This is a genomic window from Niveispirillum fermenti, assembly GCF_052474395.1.
This window is the reverse complement of record NZ_CP156680.1, coordinates 255,668-273,707: the sequence shown is the minus strand read 5'-3', so window position 1 is coordinate 273,707 and position 18,040 is coordinate 255,668. Positions and strand designations below refer to the sequence as shown.

At 61.6% G+C, this 18,040-nt stretch carries 16 protein-coding genes; 9 read left to right on the top strand and 7 right to left on the bottom strand.

Annotated elements, in window-relative coordinates; all coding sequences use genetic code 11:
* Window position 1: 1 nt before the first annotated feature.
* Both ABC728_RS11175 and ABC728_RS11170 read left to right on the top strand, forming a co-directional pair.
* Window positions 2-1,021, top strand: coding sequence for a hydroxyquinol 1,2-dioxygenase (locus ABC728_RS11175; protein WP_416621575.1), 1,020 nt, complete (start codon window positions 2-4; stop codon window positions 1,019-1,021).
* A gap of 87 nt (window positions 1,022-1,108) precedes the next feature.
* Entirely contained in the window at window positions 1,109-2,605 is a 1,497-nt protein-coding gene (locus tag ABC728_RS11170) for an aldehyde dehydrogenase family protein (RefSeq protein WP_416621574.1), read from the top strand.
* 121 nt (window positions 2,606-2,726) lie between these two features.
* Here ABC728_RS11170 and ABC728_RS11165 read toward each other — a convergent pair whose 3' ends face one another.
* On the bottom strand, window positions 2,727-3,032 hold the full coding sequence (locus ABC728_RS11165; protein ID WP_416621573.1) for a YciI family protein: 306 nt from the start codon (window positions 3,030-3,032) through the stop codon (window positions 2,727-2,729).
* Window positions 3,033-3,035: 3 nt separating this feature from the next.
* Window positions 3,036-3,434 carry a Rieske (2Fe-2S) protein gene (locus ABC728_RS11160; protein ID WP_416621572.1) on the bottom strand — a complete coding sequence of 133 codons (399 nt, stop codon included), beginning with the start codon at window positions 3,432-3,434 and terminating at the stop codon, window positions 3,036-3,038.
* A 231-nt stretch (window positions 3,435-3,665) separates the two neighbouring features.
* On the opposite strand from ABC728_RS11160, the gene ABC728_RS11155 reads away from it, so the two are divergent.
* On the top strand, window positions 3,666-4,169 hold the full coding sequence (locus ABC728_RS11155; protein WP_416621571.1) for a flavin reductase family protein: 504 nt from the start codon (window positions 3,666-3,668) through the stop codon (window positions 4,167-4,169).
* Window positions 4,170-4,363: 194 nt separating this feature from the next.
* Here the strand turns inward: ABC728_RS11155 and ABC728_RS11150 are convergent, their stop codons facing one another.
* The 3 genes from ABC728_RS11150 to ABC728_RS11140 form a co-directional block, all read right to left on the bottom strand.
* Window positions 4,364-6,523, bottom strand: a complete 2,160-nt coding sequence (locus ABC728_RS11150; protein ID WP_416621570.1) for a TonB-dependent receptor — start codon at window positions 6,521-6,523, stop codon at window positions 4,364-4,366.
* A 510-nt stretch (window positions 6,524-7,033) separates the two neighbouring features.
* Window positions 7,034-8,239: an alcohol dehydrogenase catalytic domain-containing protein gene (locus ABC728_RS11145; RefSeq protein WP_416621569.1), complete on the bottom strand. Its 1,206-nt coding sequence runs from the start codon at window positions 8,237-8,239 to the stop codon at window positions 7,034-7,036.
* Between the two features lie 8 nt (window positions 8,240-8,247).
* Window positions 8,248-8,781 carry a cupin domain-containing protein gene (locus ABC728_RS11140; protein ID WP_416621568.1) on the bottom strand — a complete coding sequence of 178 codons (534 nt, stop codon included), beginning with the start codon at window positions 8,779-8,781 and terminating at the stop codon, window positions 8,248-8,250.
* Window positions 8,782-8,965: 184 nt separating this feature from the next.
* Between ABC728_RS11140 and ABC728_RS11135 the strand changes: the two genes are divergently transcribed.
* The 4 genes from ABC728_RS11135 (at window position 8,966) to ABC728_RS11120 (ending at window position 13,284) form a co-directional block, all read left to right on the top strand.
* The gene (locus ABC728_RS11135; RefSeq protein WP_416621567.1) at window positions 8,966-10,609 is read left to right on the top strand and encodes an FAD-dependent monooxygenase; all 1,644 of its coding nucleotides are present in this window, start codon (window positions 8,966-8,968) and stop codon (window positions 10,607-10,609) included.
* A 25-nt stretch (window positions 10,610-10,634) separates the two neighbouring features.
* Window positions 10,635-11,801, top strand: a complete 1,167-nt coding sequence (locus ABC728_RS11130) for an alpha/beta fold hydrolase (protein WP_416621566.1) — start codon at window positions 10,635-10,637, stop codon at window positions 11,799-11,801.
* A gap of 116 nt (window positions 11,802-11,917) precedes the next feature.
* The gene (locus tag ABC728_RS11125) at window positions 11,918-12,631 is read left to right on the top strand and encodes a CoA transferase subunit A (RefSeq protein ID WP_416621591.1); all 714 of its coding nucleotides are present in this window, start codon (window positions 11,918-11,920) and stop codon (window positions 12,629-12,631) included.
* The gene (locus tag ABC728_RS11120) at window positions 12,631-13,284 is read left to right on the top strand and encodes a CoA transferase subunit B (protein ID WP_416621565.1); all 654 of its coding nucleotides are present in this window, start codon (window positions 12,631-12,633) and stop codon (window positions 13,282-13,284) included. The genes ABC728_RS11125 and ABC728_RS11120 overlap by 1 nt, the downstream gene beginning before the upstream one ends.
* Before the next feature lie 64 nt (window positions 13,285-13,348).
* Here the strand turns inward: ABC728_RS11120 and ABC728_RS11115 are convergent, their stop codons facing one another.
* Complete coding sequence (locus ABC728_RS11115) at window positions 13,349-14,104, bottom strand: helix-turn-helix domain-containing protein (protein ID WP_416621564.1); 756 nt, start codon at window positions 14,102-14,104, stop codon at window positions 13,349-13,351.
* 227 nt (window positions 14,105-14,331) lie between these two features.
* Between ABC728_RS11115 and ABC728_RS11110 the strand changes: the two genes are divergently transcribed.
* A complete protein-coding gene (locus ABC728_RS11110; RefSeq protein ID WP_416621563.1) occupies window positions 14,332-15,564 on the top strand; it encodes an acyl-CoA dehydrogenase family protein in 1,233 nt (410 codons plus the stop codon).
* A 210-nt stretch (window positions 15,565-15,774) separates the two neighbouring features.
* Here the strand turns inward: ABC728_RS11110 and ABC728_RS11105 are convergent, their stop codons facing one another.
* Entirely contained in the window at window positions 15,775-16,545 is a 771-nt protein-coding gene (locus tag ABC728_RS11105; protein ID WP_445376427.1) for an IclR family transcriptional regulator domain-containing protein, read from the bottom strand.
* Window positions 16,546-16,928: 383 nt separating this feature from the next.
* On the opposite strand from ABC728_RS11105, the gene ABC728_RS11100 reads away from it, so the two are divergent.
* Window positions 16,929-17,996 carry a maleylacetate reductase gene (locus ABC728_RS11100; RefSeq protein WP_416621561.1) on the top strand — a complete coding sequence of 356 codons (1,068 nt, stop codon included), beginning with the start codon at window positions 16,929-16,931 and terminating at the stop codon, window positions 17,994-17,996.
* The last annotated feature ends 44 nt before the right edge of the window (window positions 17,997-18,040 follow it).

Sequence of the window (18,040 nt, the reverse complement as noted above, 5' to 3'; positions counted from 1 at the left end):
TATGTCAGCAGCCGCAACGACCGCTAGCCCTGCGAGCACGCAGCTCGTCACCCACACCGAGATCGGGGCGATCGACAACACCACCGGCTATCGTTCCTTCAAGGCCGGCAGCTTCACCTTCGCGCGCGATGAATATTTCGCCCGGATCACGTGGCCCAAGGGCGCACACACGATGCCGGTCGATGCCTTCCTACGCGCCCTGATGCGTGACGTGGCGTGGGGTTTCTTCTATGGCACCGTCAATTTCGACGACGTTGTCGGCACCGTTAATCACTATGGTGAAGTGACCCTGTTCGCGGGCCGCTACAACGACGCCTATCACGATGCCGGCCGCGATCATGAAGAGCGCTTCCCTAGCGACGTGCTGATGCCGCTGTTCAAGGCCGTTCTGGCCGACTGGACCAACGAAGGCTTCGATCCGTTCGCCTCGCCCATGGAGACCAATGCGCCCTGGGGTTCGAAGAACGGCAACAATGAACCGGCCATCACCCGCACGCGCGTTTCGGCCAAGCGTATGGTCGGCCTGCCGGGCGACACCCCGCTGCGCACGGATGAAAACGGCTTCCCCGCCAACCGGATGTTCCCGGATGTCGACCAGTCCAAGCCGGTTATCGAAGCCGAGCCGGGTTTTGAAGGCCAGGTCTGGGCTTACAATCTGTTCGACTATCTGTCCCGTTCGGACGTGACCTGGAACCCGTCCGTCTGCTCGGTGCTGGGTGAAAGCCTGTTCTGCCCGACCACGGAGGAGTTCTCGCTTCCGGTCGATCATGGCAATGATCGCTGCGAATGGTTCATCACCCTGTCCGATGAGATCGATTGGGAGATCAAGGACAAGGAAAGCGCCAAGCCGCGCGCCACGGTGCTGACCCGTGCCGGTGACGTGTCGTGCATGCCGGCGGATATCCGCCACAAAGGTTTTGCGAAAAAGCGGGCGATGCTGCTGGTCTGGGAGAACGGTTCGCCGAAGATCCCCGAAATGATCGCCCGCGGCGAGGCCCCCACCGTGTCGGTCACGTGGTAAAACAAGGGCTTATACTGTGAACTCTAAAGGGCAGGAGCTTTCAAAAGGCCCCTGCCCTTCCTGTCTTCTGAAGAACCGGGAAATCCAATGCCAACGCTCGCTCCCATCGATCCCGCCGGCCTCAACACCCGCCTCTACATTGATGGCTCATGGGTCGATGCCCTCGCCGGGGGGGAGATTGACGTCATCAACCCGTTCGATGGCTCGGTGATTACGAGGATTGCCGAAGGCCGTGCCGAGGATGTCGACCGCGCGGTGGCGGCGGCCCAGGCGGCGGCCCCCGGCTGGGCGCGCCTGCCGGCGCATGAACGCGGCCGGCTGCTGCTGAAACTGGCCGATGCGATCGAAGCGGATGCCGACTATCTCGCCCGCCTGGAAGCCACCAACACCGGCCATCCGGTGCGCGACTGCCTTGGGCTTGACGTTCCCCGTACGGTTCTCTGCTTCCGCTATTTCGGCGGCATTGCCGACAAGCTGGAAGGGTCCGTGATCCCCGTGGACGCCGGCTTCCTGAACTATGTGAAGCGTGAACCGATCGGCGTGGTCGGACAGATCGTGCCCTGGAACTTCCCCCTGATGTTTGTCAGCTGGAAGCTGGGGCCTGCCCTAGCGGCCGGCAACACCGTCGTCATGAAGCCCAGCGAGATTACGCCGCTGTCGACCTTGCGCGTCGTGGAGCTGATGGAAAAGGTCGGCTTCCCGCGCGGCGTGGTCAACATCGTCACCGGCTACGGCAATACGGCGGGCCAGCGGATTGCCGACCATCCCGGGATCGGCAAGATTTCCTTTACCGGATCGACCAATATCGGTCGGGAAATCGTCAAATCTTCGGCGGGCAATCTCAAGAAGGTGCAGCTCGAACTGGGTGGCAAGGGGCCCAACATCGTGTTTGAGGATGCGGTGATCCCGGCCGCGGTGAATGGCTCGGCCTTCGGCATCTTCCACAATCAGGGCCAGGCCTGCATCGCCGGTTCGCGCCTGATCCTGCATGAAAAGATTGCGGATGAGTTCCTCGACCGTTTCATCGGTCTGGCCCGTTCGATCCGGCTGGGCAACCCGCTGGACACCGAAACCGAGATTGGTCCGCTGACCTCCCGCGTCCATCACCAGCGCGTGCTGTCATATGTCCAGATCGCCAAGGATCAGGGCGGCGAAATTCTGTCGGGCGGCCGTGTCCCGTCGGCACCGGAACTCCAGGCCGGCTATTTCATCGAGCCGACCATTGTCCGCGCAAGGCCCGGCGACCGGGTGCAGCGTGAAGAGGTATTCGGTCCCTTCGTGACCGTGACCACCTTCAAGGACGATGCCGAAGCGCTGGCTATCGCCAATTCGACGGAGTATGGCCTCGGTTCCGGCCTGTGGACCCAGAACCTGACCCGCGCGCATCGATTTGCCGACGGCATTCATGCCGGCATGGTCTGGATTAATTGTTATAAGCGGGTGCACCCGGCTTCGCCCTTCGGCGGGGTCGGCGTTTCGGGCTATGGGCGTGAAATGGGCTTCGAAGCCATGCAGGAATATACTCAGCCGAAATCGGTCTGGGTCAATGTCGATGCCCAGATCCCGCCATTCTATAGGCGCTGATTTATCAATTCAGTCTTTGACAGGGGCTGGAAGTACTGACCGATGGTCCGTATTTTCAGCCCCTTCTTCATTGAATAAAAGCAGGTCAGGTCGATCCGAAGGCGAGCCCGGACCTTGCGGATCACTCCACCGGCGGGGCGCCCAGCCCCCAGTCCCAGCGGTCCAGTTCGAACCGGGCGAACAGTCCCGCACCGTGATAGGGATCACCTTCCAGATAGCGCAGCGCCGCGTCACGGTCGGGTGCGTCCAGGATCAGCAGCGTTCCCATGGCCTCGGCGCCACTCTCATCGACGACCATGCCGCCGGCGACAGCACGCACCCCATGGTGCGTTTCACGGATATAGAGCCGGTGGTCCGGGCGGATCGCCGTCCGGATCTGCGCCGATGTTTCGGGGACATCGTAACCCCGGAAAATGAAATAGGGCATGGCTCAACCTATCACCAGCATACCGGCCTGATCGACCGTCACCGGCACCGTTTCCAGACTGCTGCCCGTACAGGCGCCGTCGATGCACAGACCGTCTTCGATCGTGAACACCGCCAGATGCCGGCGACACATGATCCGCGCGCCGTCGCGTGACAGAAACTCGTCCGCGCGCACATTCAGCGGCAGTGAATAGTGCGGACAGAGATTGAGATAGCCGAAACACCGGCCGTCATGACGGACCACGAACATCCGAAAGGCGTTCAGTCCCTGGCCGAAGACATATTCCCTGCTTCCGCCCTCGGGCACCTCGTCCAGCCTGCCAAGCACCGTACCCATCGCCGGTGCCTGCGCCCGGAGTTGCCAGCCATCTGGCGGCATGATTGCGGCCTGTTCTTCCATCATCTCAACCTTTCAGCGCGCTGCAAACCGGTCAGAATGTACATTGCCGCTATACTACGGCCGTGGGCTCGAACGTCCAGTCCTGGTACGCTCACCCTGCGGACGCCATGAAATTACTCATGGTGGCGTACCCAGTATTCACGATCATGAGATGATCGCTCGGACGCATTCAGCGCCAAGCATTATTGCGAGCGTCTCACTCTGCCGCTCGTGCCATTGTGTAAGGACAAGGCGATGTCTCTCGATCCCCAGAAGTTCCGCTCGATCCTGAGCCATTATCCAACCGGCGTCTGCGTCATCACCGCCACGACCATGCGAGGCGAGGCGATCGGGATGACGGTGGGCACCTTCACATCGGTTTCGCTCGATCCGCTGCTGATCGGCTTCTTCCCCGATCGGAAATCGGTAAGCTGGTCGGAGATCGCGGCGACCGGACGCTTCTGCGTGAATATTCTGGCCGACGACCAGGAATGGCTCTGCCGCAAGTTCGCTTCCCGCGAACGAGACAAGTTCGCCGGGGTCGTCCACCGCGCATCGGAGAACGGCCAGCCCATGCTTGATGGGGCGGTGGCCTGGATCGATTGTTCGATCCATGGCGTCCAGGAGGCCGGCGACCATTATCTGGTGCTGGGCCAGGTCGAGGCGATGGCGCTGGCCAGCGACCGTGTCGCCTCTCCGCTCATCTTCCTTCAGGGGAAATTTGGACAGGTCGCCCGTATCGAAACGCCGGCGGCGTAGTATCCATCCTGGGCGGCGGGATCGTCCCTGCCGCCTTACGGATGGGCTGTTGAGCGCACCAAAATAAGCCGCTTCTGCGATCGATCCAGGCTGATATTCGCCTGAACCAACCGCAGAAGCGGCCTTTCTTTTGTCCTGCCGGATAATCTGCAAACTGGCCGCAGGCGTGCCTGCGGCCGCTACTGCATTACGCCTTAGAACTTGAAACCGGTACGAACACCGTAGGTGCGTGGGGCTCCCAGATTGCCCCAGTAATCCGGCGCCAGACCCGGCGCCTTCACCGCACCCGTCAGATAGGCCTTGTCGGTGACGTTGCGGACAAAGGCCGATACGTACCAGTCAGCCGTTTCCGGCTGAAGCGTCAGGCTCAAATTGCCGGTGAAATAGGCCTCCTGCACGGATTCCGGCAGGAAGTTGATCTCCAGATTGGAGGTCGACTGATAATGGCCTTCACCACGGGCGATCAGCTCATAGGTCCCGATCGGGAACGTGTGCTGGTAGCTGCCATTGATCGTCCAATGCGGGGCAGACGCATATTCATGGCCCTTGGGCTGAACCACGCCACCGATGGAGAAGGCACCGGTATCGGATTCCAGCCAGGAAACCGACAGGTTGAAATTGTCATTGGGCGTCGGCTGCCATTCAAGCTCCATATCCGCACCATATAGATGGCCCGACGGAATATTCTCGATCACGAGCTGGGTACCCACGCCGGGAATATTGTAGATCGCACCTTCCTGATGGTCCTTGTAGCTCCAGTAGAAACCGTTCAGGTGCAGGCGGACATCGTCGAAGCGCGAACGCACACCCGCTTCATAAGCGGTCAGCGTTTCCTGCTTATAGCTCAGACCCCCATTGCCGAAGGCATAGGCGTTGATGCCGCCCGATTTGTAACCGCTGGTCACGTTGGCATAGAGCAGAGTGCGGTCCGTCAGGTCATATTCGACGCCGACCTTGAAATCGACATTGTCGAAATCAGCCTCGCGCGAGATCGAGACGGTTTCGATGAACAGGTTCGCCGGATCCTTGGCCAGAAGCGATTCCAGCGAAAGCGAGCGGCCAGGCGCAATCGCGATGCCCTGAAGTTGCGAGATGGGAATGAAGGAGGCCAGCGGCGGCGGGACGGACGGCAGCGTCGTCTTCAGGACGGAGCTGGTATTGGGCTTGGCCTCGCGGCCGTCATGCGAGTAACGCAGCCCGCCGACCAGACGCACATCATCCTGAACCGACCAGGTCAGCTGACCGAAGACCGCCTGGGAATCCTTGGGCGTCTTCGAGAACACGCTGTTCGCGCTGATCGAGTCACCTTCCATGAAGCTGTTCTGCAGCGGTGCGGGCGGCCCGAACGGGTTCGGCCCATAGCCGGTGCTGTAGAAGAAGCCATCATAGGTGCGCTTGCCCCAGAAGGCATAGCCGCCCAGCAGCCATCGGACAGAACCGGCATCGCCGTCAAGACGCGCTTCGATGCTGGTCTGCGACGACTTGTTGATCAGGTCCGCGCGGAAGGCGTTGATATACTGGATGTCGTCGGTGTTGATGACGCGATAGCCAGGCACGACGGTCAGGTTCGCAAAACCCAGATCCGCGTTCAGCTCCGCCCGCACGCCCCAGTACTCGTCGTCGCGATGGGCATCACCGGCCACCGCTTCGTAATAGTTCACGTCGAACGGATCACCGCCCTTGGTGCCGCGGCCGGTGGAGAGCGGCACGGGCGTCTGGGTATTGCCCACGCCACCTTCATGATAATAGTCGCCGGCCAGCAGCAGCGACCAGCGTTCCTGCTCCATCAGCACTTGGCCACGGAGGCCGCCTTCCTTGGCGTCATTAAAGGTGTCCGCCACATAGCCGTCATGGCGATTCAGGGTGCCGGACAGGCGGGCGGCCACATTGTCGCCCAAGGGCACGTTCATATGGCCGGACAGGTTGTAGCCATTATAATTGCCATATTCACCGTCGACGGCGCCGGACGTCTCGCCAACCTTCGGCTTGGCGCTGACCACGGAAATGACGCCGGCCGTGGCGTTGAGGCCGTAGAGGGTGCCCTGCGGCCCCTTCATCACTTCAACGCGCTCCAGGTCATAGAAACCGCTGGTCAGGCCGATATTACCCTCGATGGCCACGCCGTCCTGGATGAAGCCCACGGCCGAACCGCCAAGGGGGGCGAACTGGCTGGAGCCGACGCCGCGGATGGCCAAGTTGGTGGCCGTACCTTGCGAGGCAACGGTTACGCCCGTGACCGTGGAACCGAGGTCGATCGCATTGGTGACACCGGACTGCGCCAAATCATCGCCCGCGACGGCGGAGATCGCCGCCGCGGCCTTGCTGAGAGCGCGGGGCGCCTTCTGCGCTGTCACAATGATTTCCTCGAGTTCAAAATCGCCGTCGGCCCGCTGCGCATGACCCGGAACTGTCGCAGCCAGGGACATCGCCAGGGCACTGGCGAGCAAAGACGCTTTATAAGCTCGCATCCGGTATTCCTCCCCCTTCATGATTTTCATGTGCTTGGCATGCACTGCCAACACGGGCGGCCGGCCTTTCCTATTATGGAAATTCGTTGTCGACCGATTGGTGCAGCCCGTTAGTCTGACGTCGTGTTGCAGGTTCAGTTTAGGCAGTTTTCCGGCGGTTCGAACTGCACTGGAAGCAGTGTCCGGCTAGTGCACATATTCATGTAAAGGTGCAATGCCCAAACCATCTTAATGGCACGGGTGCTGGCGAAAACTTGAAGGCACGTCACGGTGGCCGGCGGCCCTGCCTCCAGGCTTTCAGTGTGTTTGTGGGTGGCATGATTGAGAGACAGCGGCCCAGACCTGACCGCCCATCCCGTTCGGCGACAGACGCACCAAAAGCGGTGAACGCCTGTTTCAGACCGCACCACCGGAAACGGTTCCCCCCGCAGGCTCGGCATGCGGAAGCAGAACGACTTTTGCTTCTTCGAAGCGCGACGCGACCCGAAGCGCCTGCAGCCCCTCGCTCAGATCGAAACGCGCATCAATGATGGCGCTCAGGTCTATGCGCGCGCTGGCATGAAGGGCGATCAGCGGTTCGAAGCCGCCAATATGCCCCATGGTCCCGGTCAGCCAAGCCCCCGCCCCCTGATAGGCGAAAAGGCTGATCGGCATCGGCTTGCGTTCCACCCCCAGAGAAACGACCTTGGCGCCGATGGCCAGCGCCTTTTCGAACTGGGGAAACAGGCCCCGGGCATCACCGGTGGCCTCCACAAAGAAGTCGATGCCCACGCCGCCGGAGAAGTTCAGCAGCACATCGGAGATGCCATTCTCGTGATCCGCCAGTTCACGGATATCGACCGCCATGTCGGCACCTAGGGCCAAGGCATGGCGCAGCCGTTTCGGCGTGCGGTCAAAGGCGATGATCTTTGCCGCCCCCGCACAGCGGGCCAGGCTGACACAGGACAGACCGATGGGTCCGCATCCGAAAACCGCAACTGTCTCCCCGGGCAGAAATCCGCCGGTCTGACGGAACATGCCGACATAGGCCATCGCGGCGGGCTCACACACCGCCCCCACGTCCATTGCCCTGTCGAAACCTGCCCGTTCTGCAACCGGCACCAGGGAATGGGCGAACCGGGCGGCGGTCACAAAATACTGCGCCATGCCGCCATCGGAGGTGAGGCCGGAAAAACCGGTGTCAAGACACTGATTCGGCCGGCCCAGGAGACACGCACGGCAGGAGCCGCACGGCTGCAGGGCCTGCACGGCCACCGGGTCACCCACCTGCAGATGGCGCACGGCCGGGCCAGTTTCGACAATCTCACCGGCAATTTCATGGCCAGGGATCAGAGGCAGCCGCATCATATACGGCAACAGAACATACCCCTCCGCGTCACTGTCCCCCATCTTACAGTTGGATCGTGCGATGCCGGCCCGATGCACCTTCACGATGACATCGTCTGGCGCGGTGATGCGAGGCATGGGCCGCTGTCCCAACTCGAAATGGGGGTTGCGCCACGCCTGCCGTGCATCGCCCGCAAAACGCCCCGCGAGTTCGTCGCTCGTCAGGAGCGCACCTTCTCTAGGCTCCCAGTCCGCGGACAGGGTGATTGCCAGCATGGATCCGTTCATTCCGGCGCGACACCCAACGAAATGGCCGCGATCACGGCGGGCTGGTCCGTGCGGTTATGCCAGGCGTGCCAGGTGCCGTTCTGGATCACGACATCGCCACGGCGAAGCAGTGTTTCCGGCCCCTCTTCCAGCTGAAGCCAAAGCTCGCCGTCCAGGACGATGACATGATCGATGGACGGCGTCGCATGGAAGCCCGGGCGCTGCGGGTCGAACGTGTCGGCCAAACCCGGCAGGACGCGGGCGGTCTCTTCGTCGGCGGCCGCTGGATCGACGCCCCCCCAGACGGCGTCCGGGGGAAACTGCACGATAAAAAAGGTCGTGCCGGACGGTTCGGCAAGCAATGTCGACAGTTCGACGGTCCGGTCGACGGCGGCGTCTCGCAAGGAGGCGCCAGCCTTTGTGGACCACACGGTGACATTGCTGAAGCCCGGTATGGCTTTGAAATCATGCGATCTCGGCACTGGACCGTCCGCGACCACCTTGCTCCGCCCTTCGGCAGATAATCCCGTAACAACCCGGCGCACTTGCATCGGATGGCCTCCCCGAAAATCCACTGTTTGGTACATGAGCCTTTGGATCAAAGGACGCAGCGCGCCAGCCCGATACCGCCCCTGTTCGCTCTGCGTACGCGGGTCACACTGCGGACAGTTTGAGGTTTGCCCGTCCATTTCGCCCGTCTCGTATTAGAGCTTGGGTGCGAGAAAGGATGCTGAAATGACGGACTTAGCTCACGAATTCCCTGTGATAATTGCTGGCGGTGGCCCGGTCGGGACTGCCCTGGCCATCGATCTCGCGCTTCGCAACATTGCTTGCGTGCTCATCGAAACACGGCGCGATGGAGAGGTTATTCCGGCCAAGGCCAATATGACCAACATCCGCTCGATGGAACACTTCCGGCGGTGGGGTATTGCGGACCGGTTGCGGCAGAATGATTGCGTGGGACCGGAGGTCCAGCGCGACGTGACATTCGTGACTCGGCTTAACGGCCACCTCGTTCATCATTTTCCGAAGACCTATGAAACGACCGATGCCCTGAAAATCGCTTCGGAAACCGGTGAATGGGCGCCCAACCGCACGATTGAGGCCACGCTGTTCCAGCGTGCACGGGAACTGCCCCTGATTACGCGTCTGCATGAAAGCGAAGTCACGAATCTGTTCCAGGACGAGACGGGTGTCACAGCCTATATCCGCGGCCCTGGCGGCGAAAAAACGGTGCGCGGGCAATATCTGGTGATCGCCACCGGTTCCGCCAGCCCGCTGCGCCGGCTGGCATTGAATGTGCGCATGGAAGGCCGCCCCAATCTGGGCCGGGCCTTTTCATGGTTTATCCGGTCGCCCAACCTCAAGAAGGTGTGGAAGGCCGGCCCGATCGCCTCGATGGTCTATTTCTACAATGACGATCGGGCGGATGACCTGCTGATCCCTCAGAACGAAGACGCCACCGAGTTCCTTTATTATTCGTGCCCGATGCCGAAAGGTTTCGATGGCGACAACTGGAACGACGTCAAAAAACTGCTGCTGGGCGCCGTCGGCGAAGAGATCGATGTGGAGCCCATCAGCGGCGGCAGCTTCAGCCTGCATTCGCTGACGGCACCGCGTTTCGATTTCGGCCGCACCTTCCTGATCGGCGATGCCGCGCATATGGTTTCGCCCCAGGGCGGTTTCGGCATGAATCTCGGTATCGGCGATGCGGCCGACCTGGGCTGGAAGCTGCAGGCGGCTATTGAGGGCTGGGGCGGCGATCAGCTTCTGCCCAGCTATACGGTCGAACGGCGCGAGGCCGTGCTTTTCTGTCAGAAGGGCGCGGAGGAAAACCAGGAGATGCAGGCGCACTCCCTGGTTCTGGAAGGCATCGAAAAGCACGGCCCCGAAGGTGATGCGGTGCGCGCCGAGGTGTCTCGGCTGATCGTCGATAAAAAGACGCAGCAGTTCAAGTCGATCGGCGGGCAGCTGGGTTACACCTACTCGGCCTCCACCATCATCGTCCGCGACGGCAAGCCGGCCTTCAAGCCGCTGTTCCGGGAGTTCAAGGAAGCCGCCCGGCCGGGCAACCGCGCCCCGCATCGCTTCCTGGCCGATGGCAGCGCACTTTACGACCATGTCGGATGGGGCCTGACCCTGATGGTGCTGGGTGAGTTCGACACCGCCCCCTGGCAGGAAATCGCCGCCCGCCGCGGCATTCCTCTAAAGGTGTTCGCCCCCACCAACCCGGACGATATCGCCACGCTGCGCGGCGTCTACCCGGAAACGGCAATCCTGATCCGTTCCGATCACCATATCGCGTGGCAAGGCAGCCAGCAGCCGGACGATGTCGAGCGTGTGCTCAAGATCGTTACTGGTAACGCGCTGGCCAAATAGGTCCGGGACAGGGGGAGAAGGGTATATGCCGTTCGCAGTCACACAGAGAGGACGTCTCTACTGGAGACAGGATGGGGCGTCTTCCCGCCCGGCGCTGGTCCTGCTTCATCCGGCCCTGTTCGATCATACGATCTGGGACCGGGTGATACCCTTCTTCCAGGATCATTTCCGCGTGATCCGGGTCGACCTGCCCGGACACGGCGTTTCCGACCCGCCCTTGCCAGGCGGCACCTTGGCCGAACTGGCCGGGGATATTCTGTCGGTGCTGGATCATGCTGGCATCGATCGGGCGCTGGTCTGCGGTCAGGCGTTGGGCGCTCTGGTCGGGCTGGAAATGGCGGGCACCCGGCCGGACAGGATCAGCGGCGTTGTCGCGGCACTTGGGCTGGACGATTTCGACAGCGGCCTGTGGGCCCAACGCAGCCATCTGGCCCCCGGCTCGACGGTGGGTAATCTGGTCGACGGGTTCTTCAGGACCGCCTTCCCCCTTCAGCAGCAGGAACGTCTGGACACCTGGGTTGATCCGCTCCGGCTTTCGATGCAGTCGACGACGCGTGACGGCTATCGCCAGGCTGCCGCTCTGCACGCGGCCACGGATGCCGGGCGGCTGCTTGCCGACTGCTCGGTGCCGGGGGCCATCGTCCTTGCGGGGGATGGTGCGGACCCTGCTCCCTGGGACGGGCGCATCGGCCTGTCGGTGGTAAAATCCACCGCGTGCTGCCTGCCAGCAGTGGAGGCTCCGGGTGAGCTGGCGACCATCATCGGCCGGCTGCATGACCGGATACAGCCGGATGGCACCGGGCTTGATCCTGCCCGTAACGGCGAACGGGTACGGCGCAGCGTGCTTGGCGATACCTGGGTCGACCAATCGCTGGCCGCGCGTGATGCCTGGATCTGCGACTATCAGGATTATGCGACCGAGGTCGCCTGGCACACGATCTGGGGGCGCAAGGGCCTCGACTACCGGACACGCCGCCTGCTTGTCCTGGCCCTGACTTCCGCCCTGGGCCGCTGGGAGGAATTCCGCTTCCACACCAGACTGGGCATCGAGCGCGGCTCCCTCACCGTCCAGGACATCAAGGAAGCGAGCCTGCAGACCGGCCTTTATGCCGGCGTTCCGGTCGCCAACACCGCCTTCAACGAGGCGCGCACCATTTTTGCCGAAATGGGCATCCGGTTCCAGGGACGTTAGCCTCTGCGACTTCCCCTGCCCGTACACCAGTCAGACGCTCGGGAACGGACGAAGGACAAGGCGGGCGCGTGCCGGCAATTGAGTGCGCCAGACAGCGTAAAGTTGACAGGTATCCGATGACATCCAAGATTTATCCTTCGCCGGAAGCGGCCCTCGAAGGCCTCCTGTTCGACGGCATGACGATCATGTCCGGTGGCTTCGGTCTGGTCGGCAATCCGGAAAGCCTGATCCCCGTGATCCGTGCATCGGGGGTGAAGAGCCTGACGGTCATCTCCAACAATGCCGGGGCCGACGGGTTTGGCCTGTGGATGCTGCTGCAGAGCCGCCAGATCCGCAAAATGATCTCCTCCTATGTGGGGGAGAACAAGCTGTTCGAGCAGCAGTTCCTGTCGGGCGAGCTTGAGCTTGAACTGACGCCGCAGGGAACGCTGGCCGAACGCATTCGTGCGGGCGGAGCGGGCATTCCCGCCTTCTATACGCCCACCGGGGTCGGCACTGTTGTTGCCGACGGCAAGCCCGTCGAAGAATTCGAGGGAAAGCTCTATGTCCGGGAACGTTGGCTGCGTGCCGACCTGTCCATCATCAAGGCCTGGAAGGCCGACAGCGAAGGCAATCTGATCTTTCGCAAGACCGCGCGCAATTTTAATGCGCCCATGGCCGCTGCAGGCAAGGTCACGGTCGTGGAGGTGTCAGAGATCGTGCCCGACGGTACGCTGGATCCCGATGCCGTGCATGTTCCCGGCATTTATGTCGACCGCATCGTAAAGAGCACGGTCAGCGAAAACAGGATTGAGAAGCTGACGACGCGCGCCCGAAAGGAGAACAACTGATGTCTTGGTCTCGCGATCAAATGGCCGCCCGCGCGGCCCGGGAACTGCACAACGGCTATTACGTCAATCTCGGGATCGGCATCCCCACTCTGGTGGCTAACCACTTGGCCGAAGGGGTCCGCATCACGCTTCAGTCCGAAAACGGTATGCTGGGCATGGGACCGTTCCCCTATCCCGATGAGGTCGATCCCGAACTGATCAATGCCGGGAAGCAGACCATCACCCAATTGCCGACATCATCCTTTTTCGACAGCGCACAGAGCTTTGCCATGATCCGCGGCGGCCATATCGACGCGGCCGTGCTGGGCGCCATGCAGGTGTCGCGCGGGGGTGATATTGCCAACTGGATGATCCCGGGTGTCATGGTCAAGGGCATGGGCGGGGCGATGGATCTGGTCGCCGGCGTGAAGCGCGTGATTGTGGTCATGGAGCACACCGCCAAGGACGGCGCGCCGAAAATCCTGGAACAGTGCACGCTGCCCCTGACAGGCACGGGGTGCGTGGACATGATCATCACCGATCTTGCGGTGTTCAAGGTCGCTGAAACCCGCGACCGCCTGACCCTTGTCGAGTTGGCCGACGGCGTGACCCTGGCGGAAGTGATCGAAAAGACCGGCTGCTCGTTCGAGAACGTCGTTCAGCAGGCGGCCTGATCAGCCGGTTTGGTGCCAGAGACCAGCACTGGCACCAAATGCGCCGACGGTTCATACCGCCGCCTCAGCGACTATCAAGGGATGAGCTGTAATCCATGTCGGAGGCCAGTTCTTCGAGTATTTGGTCGCGCAGGGACCTCAACGATGCGAGGTACCCATCCACCGGGTTCGCCTCGGGGGCCTCACTCACCTCCCATACCGTAGCCAGGGCGCCGACCAGGGTATCGCCTTTTCCGACCGGAACGGCAACACCGCTGACACGGCCGGTGGCATCATGATCAAGGGCATAGCCCTGCTGGCGTATCGTTTCCAGGCGGCTTTTTACATCCGGAGGGCCCTGTTCAATCAGGAAGGCTTGCAGTTCGGGCGACGCATGGGCGGCAAAGGCCCAACCCGGCGCCACTTCCCAGATCGGGGCCGCAGCACCGACCCAGCCCAGATCCGTCCAGAATACGCTGGAACCGCGCGTGGTTTCCCGGATGACCATCCCCTTTTCGGAATAGGTACACAGGAAAACCGGCCAGGACACGTCCAGCGAGGAATTGCTGAGTACGCTGTGCGCGGCGGTGGCCACAGGATCGGCGCGTTCGATGCCGGTAATCAGCTTCCCAACCGCCTCCGTCAGTCTGTAGACCTTTTGCGCAGACGGACTCCGATACAGGAGGCCGCTTTCGACAAGCGTATCAAGAATACGATAGACGGTCGGACGCGGAAGATCGATTTCCTGAGCGATCTTGCCTGCCGTCGCTTCCCCCATGGTATTGACGTACTGAAGGATTGCGACACCCCGTTCGAGCGATCTAATGCGCTTATACGTCATCGGCAAACAAGCTCACATTCGTGCGAACCGCGTACACCACGTGGACTGGGTACATCACGTGGACTGCGGCGTGAAAACCCGTTCAGCACGGCGCTGACTGAGGTAACGATCAACTATAAACCCGCGCTACCCATCCTGCCAGTCCCCGAGCATTGGGTGGCGGCTTTTTCCTTGTTTATCAAGGCGAAAGCCAGGCCTTCGGGGCACGCCAGTCCTGAGAGATACCCGTGGCAAACGTCATTCACGAACAGGCAGATCGCTCAACCGTTACTCCGAAGGAAATCATCGCCCGCGCCATGGCCATGCGGGAGGAGCTTTCCAGCGAGTGTGAGGCCAACAACGCCAATGGCGGCTGTTCGCGCGAGCGGCATGAAAAGTTCAAGCAAGCCGGGTTTTATCGGATGCTCGCCCCCAAGATCTATGGGGGGTTCGAGATGGACCTCGAGACATTCCTCAGCGTCGTCATCGAGATCGGCCGGGCCGATCCGGGCACGGCGTGGGGCATGGGCCTGTCCGCCGGGCACGCGCTGCATCTCGCCGCCTATTTCCCAGAAGAAGCCCAACGAGAAGGCTTTGCCGATCAGGCGGATTTCATCTGTCCGCAGCGCGCCCTTCCCTCCGGTCGCGCCGAGAAGGTCGACGGTGGCTATATCCTGACGGGGGACTGGGCCTATGCCTCCGGGGTCCCGCATTCGAACTGGTTCATGGGCGCGGCCAACGCGTTTGACGATAATCAGCCGATTGCTCCGATTGGCTTCATCATTCCCCGCGATCAGATCGAAGTCCTGAACGATTGGGGCGGGGATCAGGTCCTGGGCCTGCAGGCGACCGGATCGAATACGGTCCGAATCTCCGGCAAATTCATTCCCGACCGCTGGACTTCCCTGTTCGACTGGCCCCGCCGCGATCTGAGTAAGGACGGGACGATCGGGTATCAGTTGCATGGCAACTCGCTCTATCTCGGCCGTATCATGACCTATTTCGGCTGCGAACTGGCGGCCCCGATGGTCGGCGCGGCGAAGGGTGCGCTTGACGAATATAAGCGGTTGATCGAGAGCCAGAAGACCCATTTCCCGCCGCCGATGCCACGCGCCGAATCCCACTTCTTCCAGCAATGGTACGGCGAAGCGATGGGCATGGTGGACGCAGCGGAATTGCTCCTCCTCGGCACGGCCCGGCGCTATACGGCGGCCTGTGATGCGTGGGCGCGCGACCGCACGCCGTTCACCTGCATCGACGATGCCCGCATGCGTCAAACCGCCCTGATGGCTGGCAAGATAGCCTGCGACGCCATCCAGATGATGTTCACCACCTCCGGCACCACGGCGGCCCGGACTGGGTCGCGTCTGCTGCGTTTCTACAAGGATGCGTCGACCTATCGCACCCATGTCACCAGCCAGTGGCAGGTGATGACGCATTCGGCCGGCAAGGGCGCGCTTGGGTTCGACGTGACGCTTTGATGGCCTCCGCGCCTTCAGCCGGCGCTGGCCAATAGGCCAGGTCGAGCGCAAAGTCCCGAGTCCTTACAGCAAGGGTCAAAGGCCTTTTCTGTAAGGACTCGCCCTTAGCTCGACTGACCAGCACCCGGTCCCCAACTTTCAGTTCCGACCACGATCCAGGGCATCGCCGATGCGTTGCCCTGGATTTCTTTTTACGGCCTTTGCGATGGCCTAATTGAGCATCGTCTCGGCCGCCAGTTGCCGTTCCACGGCGCGGCGTGCCTCATCCAGCGGCGCATGGAATTTCTTCACCGCTTCATCGAAGCTCATCGCGGACGCGATCCAGCTGATATCCATGCAGGCCAGCACCCGTCCCAGGAAGCGGATGGGAACGGCGATGCTGGAGGTTTCGGCATTCACATCCTGCTGCCGGGAACCGAAGCCGTCGGCCCGGGTCTTTGCAATCATCCATTCGATCTGCTGCATCGAATTGAAATACTCATACCCACCCGTGCAGCGTGAGAAGAAGTTCTTGAGGATGGCGTCCCGTTCCCCTTTGGGACAGAAACTGATATAGGCGCGCCCTAAAGAGCCGCAGAGAACGGGGTGTCGACTTCCAACAATACCCGATTCGATGGAGTAGGGACTGATCGGATGGGTCAATTCCTTGACGACCATCACACCATTTTCATGGATGGCCAGATCCGTCGGCCATTGCACCTTTTTCTGCAACTCATAGAGGTAGGGCGTGGCCACGCACAATACCCGGCTACGCTCGGTAAGCCCGCTGGCCAAAGTCTGCGCGGACCAGTCCAAAGCGTATTTGTTGTCCTTCTCGGAGTAACGAACAACGCCGCACGCCGTCAGCGTTTCAAGGATACGATAAGTGGACGGCCGCGACAGCCCTAATTGTGACGCTATGTGTGCACCCGTTGCTTTGCCGGACCGGTTCAAGAACTCGAGCAGGTCAATTCCGCGCGAAATAGTGCGTACATTATCCATAAGATCGTCCTCCCCCAGGAACCACAGGATTCTAGCCTGCTTCTGTTTCAGGATAATCCTGTCATGGCCAGAAAAGCGAGAGCTCCGTGAGCGATTCCGAAGCGCGCTTCCTAATTTCCAGACCGGAAATCCACGATACAGTAAACTCAAGATTGCCATGCGGCGATTGTCCTTCCCGCCGAGGAACCCGTCTGAACGAAGGTATCAGGGTTCACTTCGCCTGAAGGCGGTCCAAACTGTCCGCCATATCGTGCCGCGACGACGCAGGGCGGACACATGATACACCACCCTTGCTCCGTGAGACATGACAATCGCCAATCATCACAGGCTGGCGCCGGCCATCGGCCGGTCAGCAGGTGGCAACAGCATCATGGAGCAGCGCGGTGACGCCCTTCGTCTATACTGCTAACCCCGTCCGGGTTCAATTCGGGTCGGACCTGCTCAAAACCGCCGTGGCGGAGGAAGTGACCAGGATCGGCGCGAAAAGGCCGATGATTCTTACGACGCCGGAGCAGGAAAGCGACGGCCGGAAGCTGGCGGAATATCTGACAGCGTTCGAGTGCAGCATCTTCCACGGTGCGCGCATGCACACCCCGGTGGATACCACGCTCCGCGCGATGGAAGACGTGGCAAGGCGGCAGACCGACTGCCTGATCGCTCTGGGGGGGGGCTCCACCATCGGGCTGGCCAAGGCCATCGCCCTGCGGACCGACCTGCACCAGATTGCCATTCCCACGACCTATGCCGGTTCGGAGGCCACACCGATTCTCGGGGAGACCGAAAATGGCGTGAAGACAACACAGTCTTCACCCCGGATTCAGCCGGAGGTCATCATCTATGATGTCGACCTGACGCTCAGCCTGCCCCCTGCCCTGTCGGCCACCTCCGGCATCAATGCCATCGCCCACGCCGTGGAAGGGCTGTATTCCAAGCAGGCCAATCCCATCATCTCGCTGATCGCCGAGGAAGGCATCCGCGCCCTGGCCAGCGGCCTGCCGCAGCTCATCAACGATCCTGCCAATAAGGAAGCACGGTCGAACGCGCTGTACGGCGCCTGGCTGTGCGGCACGACGTTGGGTGCGGTCGGCATGGCCATTCATCACAAGCTCTGTCATGCGCTGGGCGGTGCATTCGATCTGCCCCATTCCCAGACCCACACGATCATTCTACCCCACGCCCTGGCCTATAACGCCCCGTACGTGAGCGATGCGCTGATGCGGATCGGGCGCGCGATGGGCACGGACAATGCACCGCTGGCCCTGTACGAACTGGCGCGATCACTGGGGGCGCCGACCGCCCTGAAGGACCTGGGCATGCCCCGGCACGGCATTGATCGTATCGTGGAGCTGACCTTCAGGAACCAGTACTGGAATCCGGCCCCGCTGGAAGAAACTCGCCTCCGCGGCCTGCTCCTGCGCGCCTGGGAGGGCCAGCCCCCGGTTATCGACTGACGCGGTGCGGGCCATGGCCCGCTGACGATAGCGTCCCGCGACAT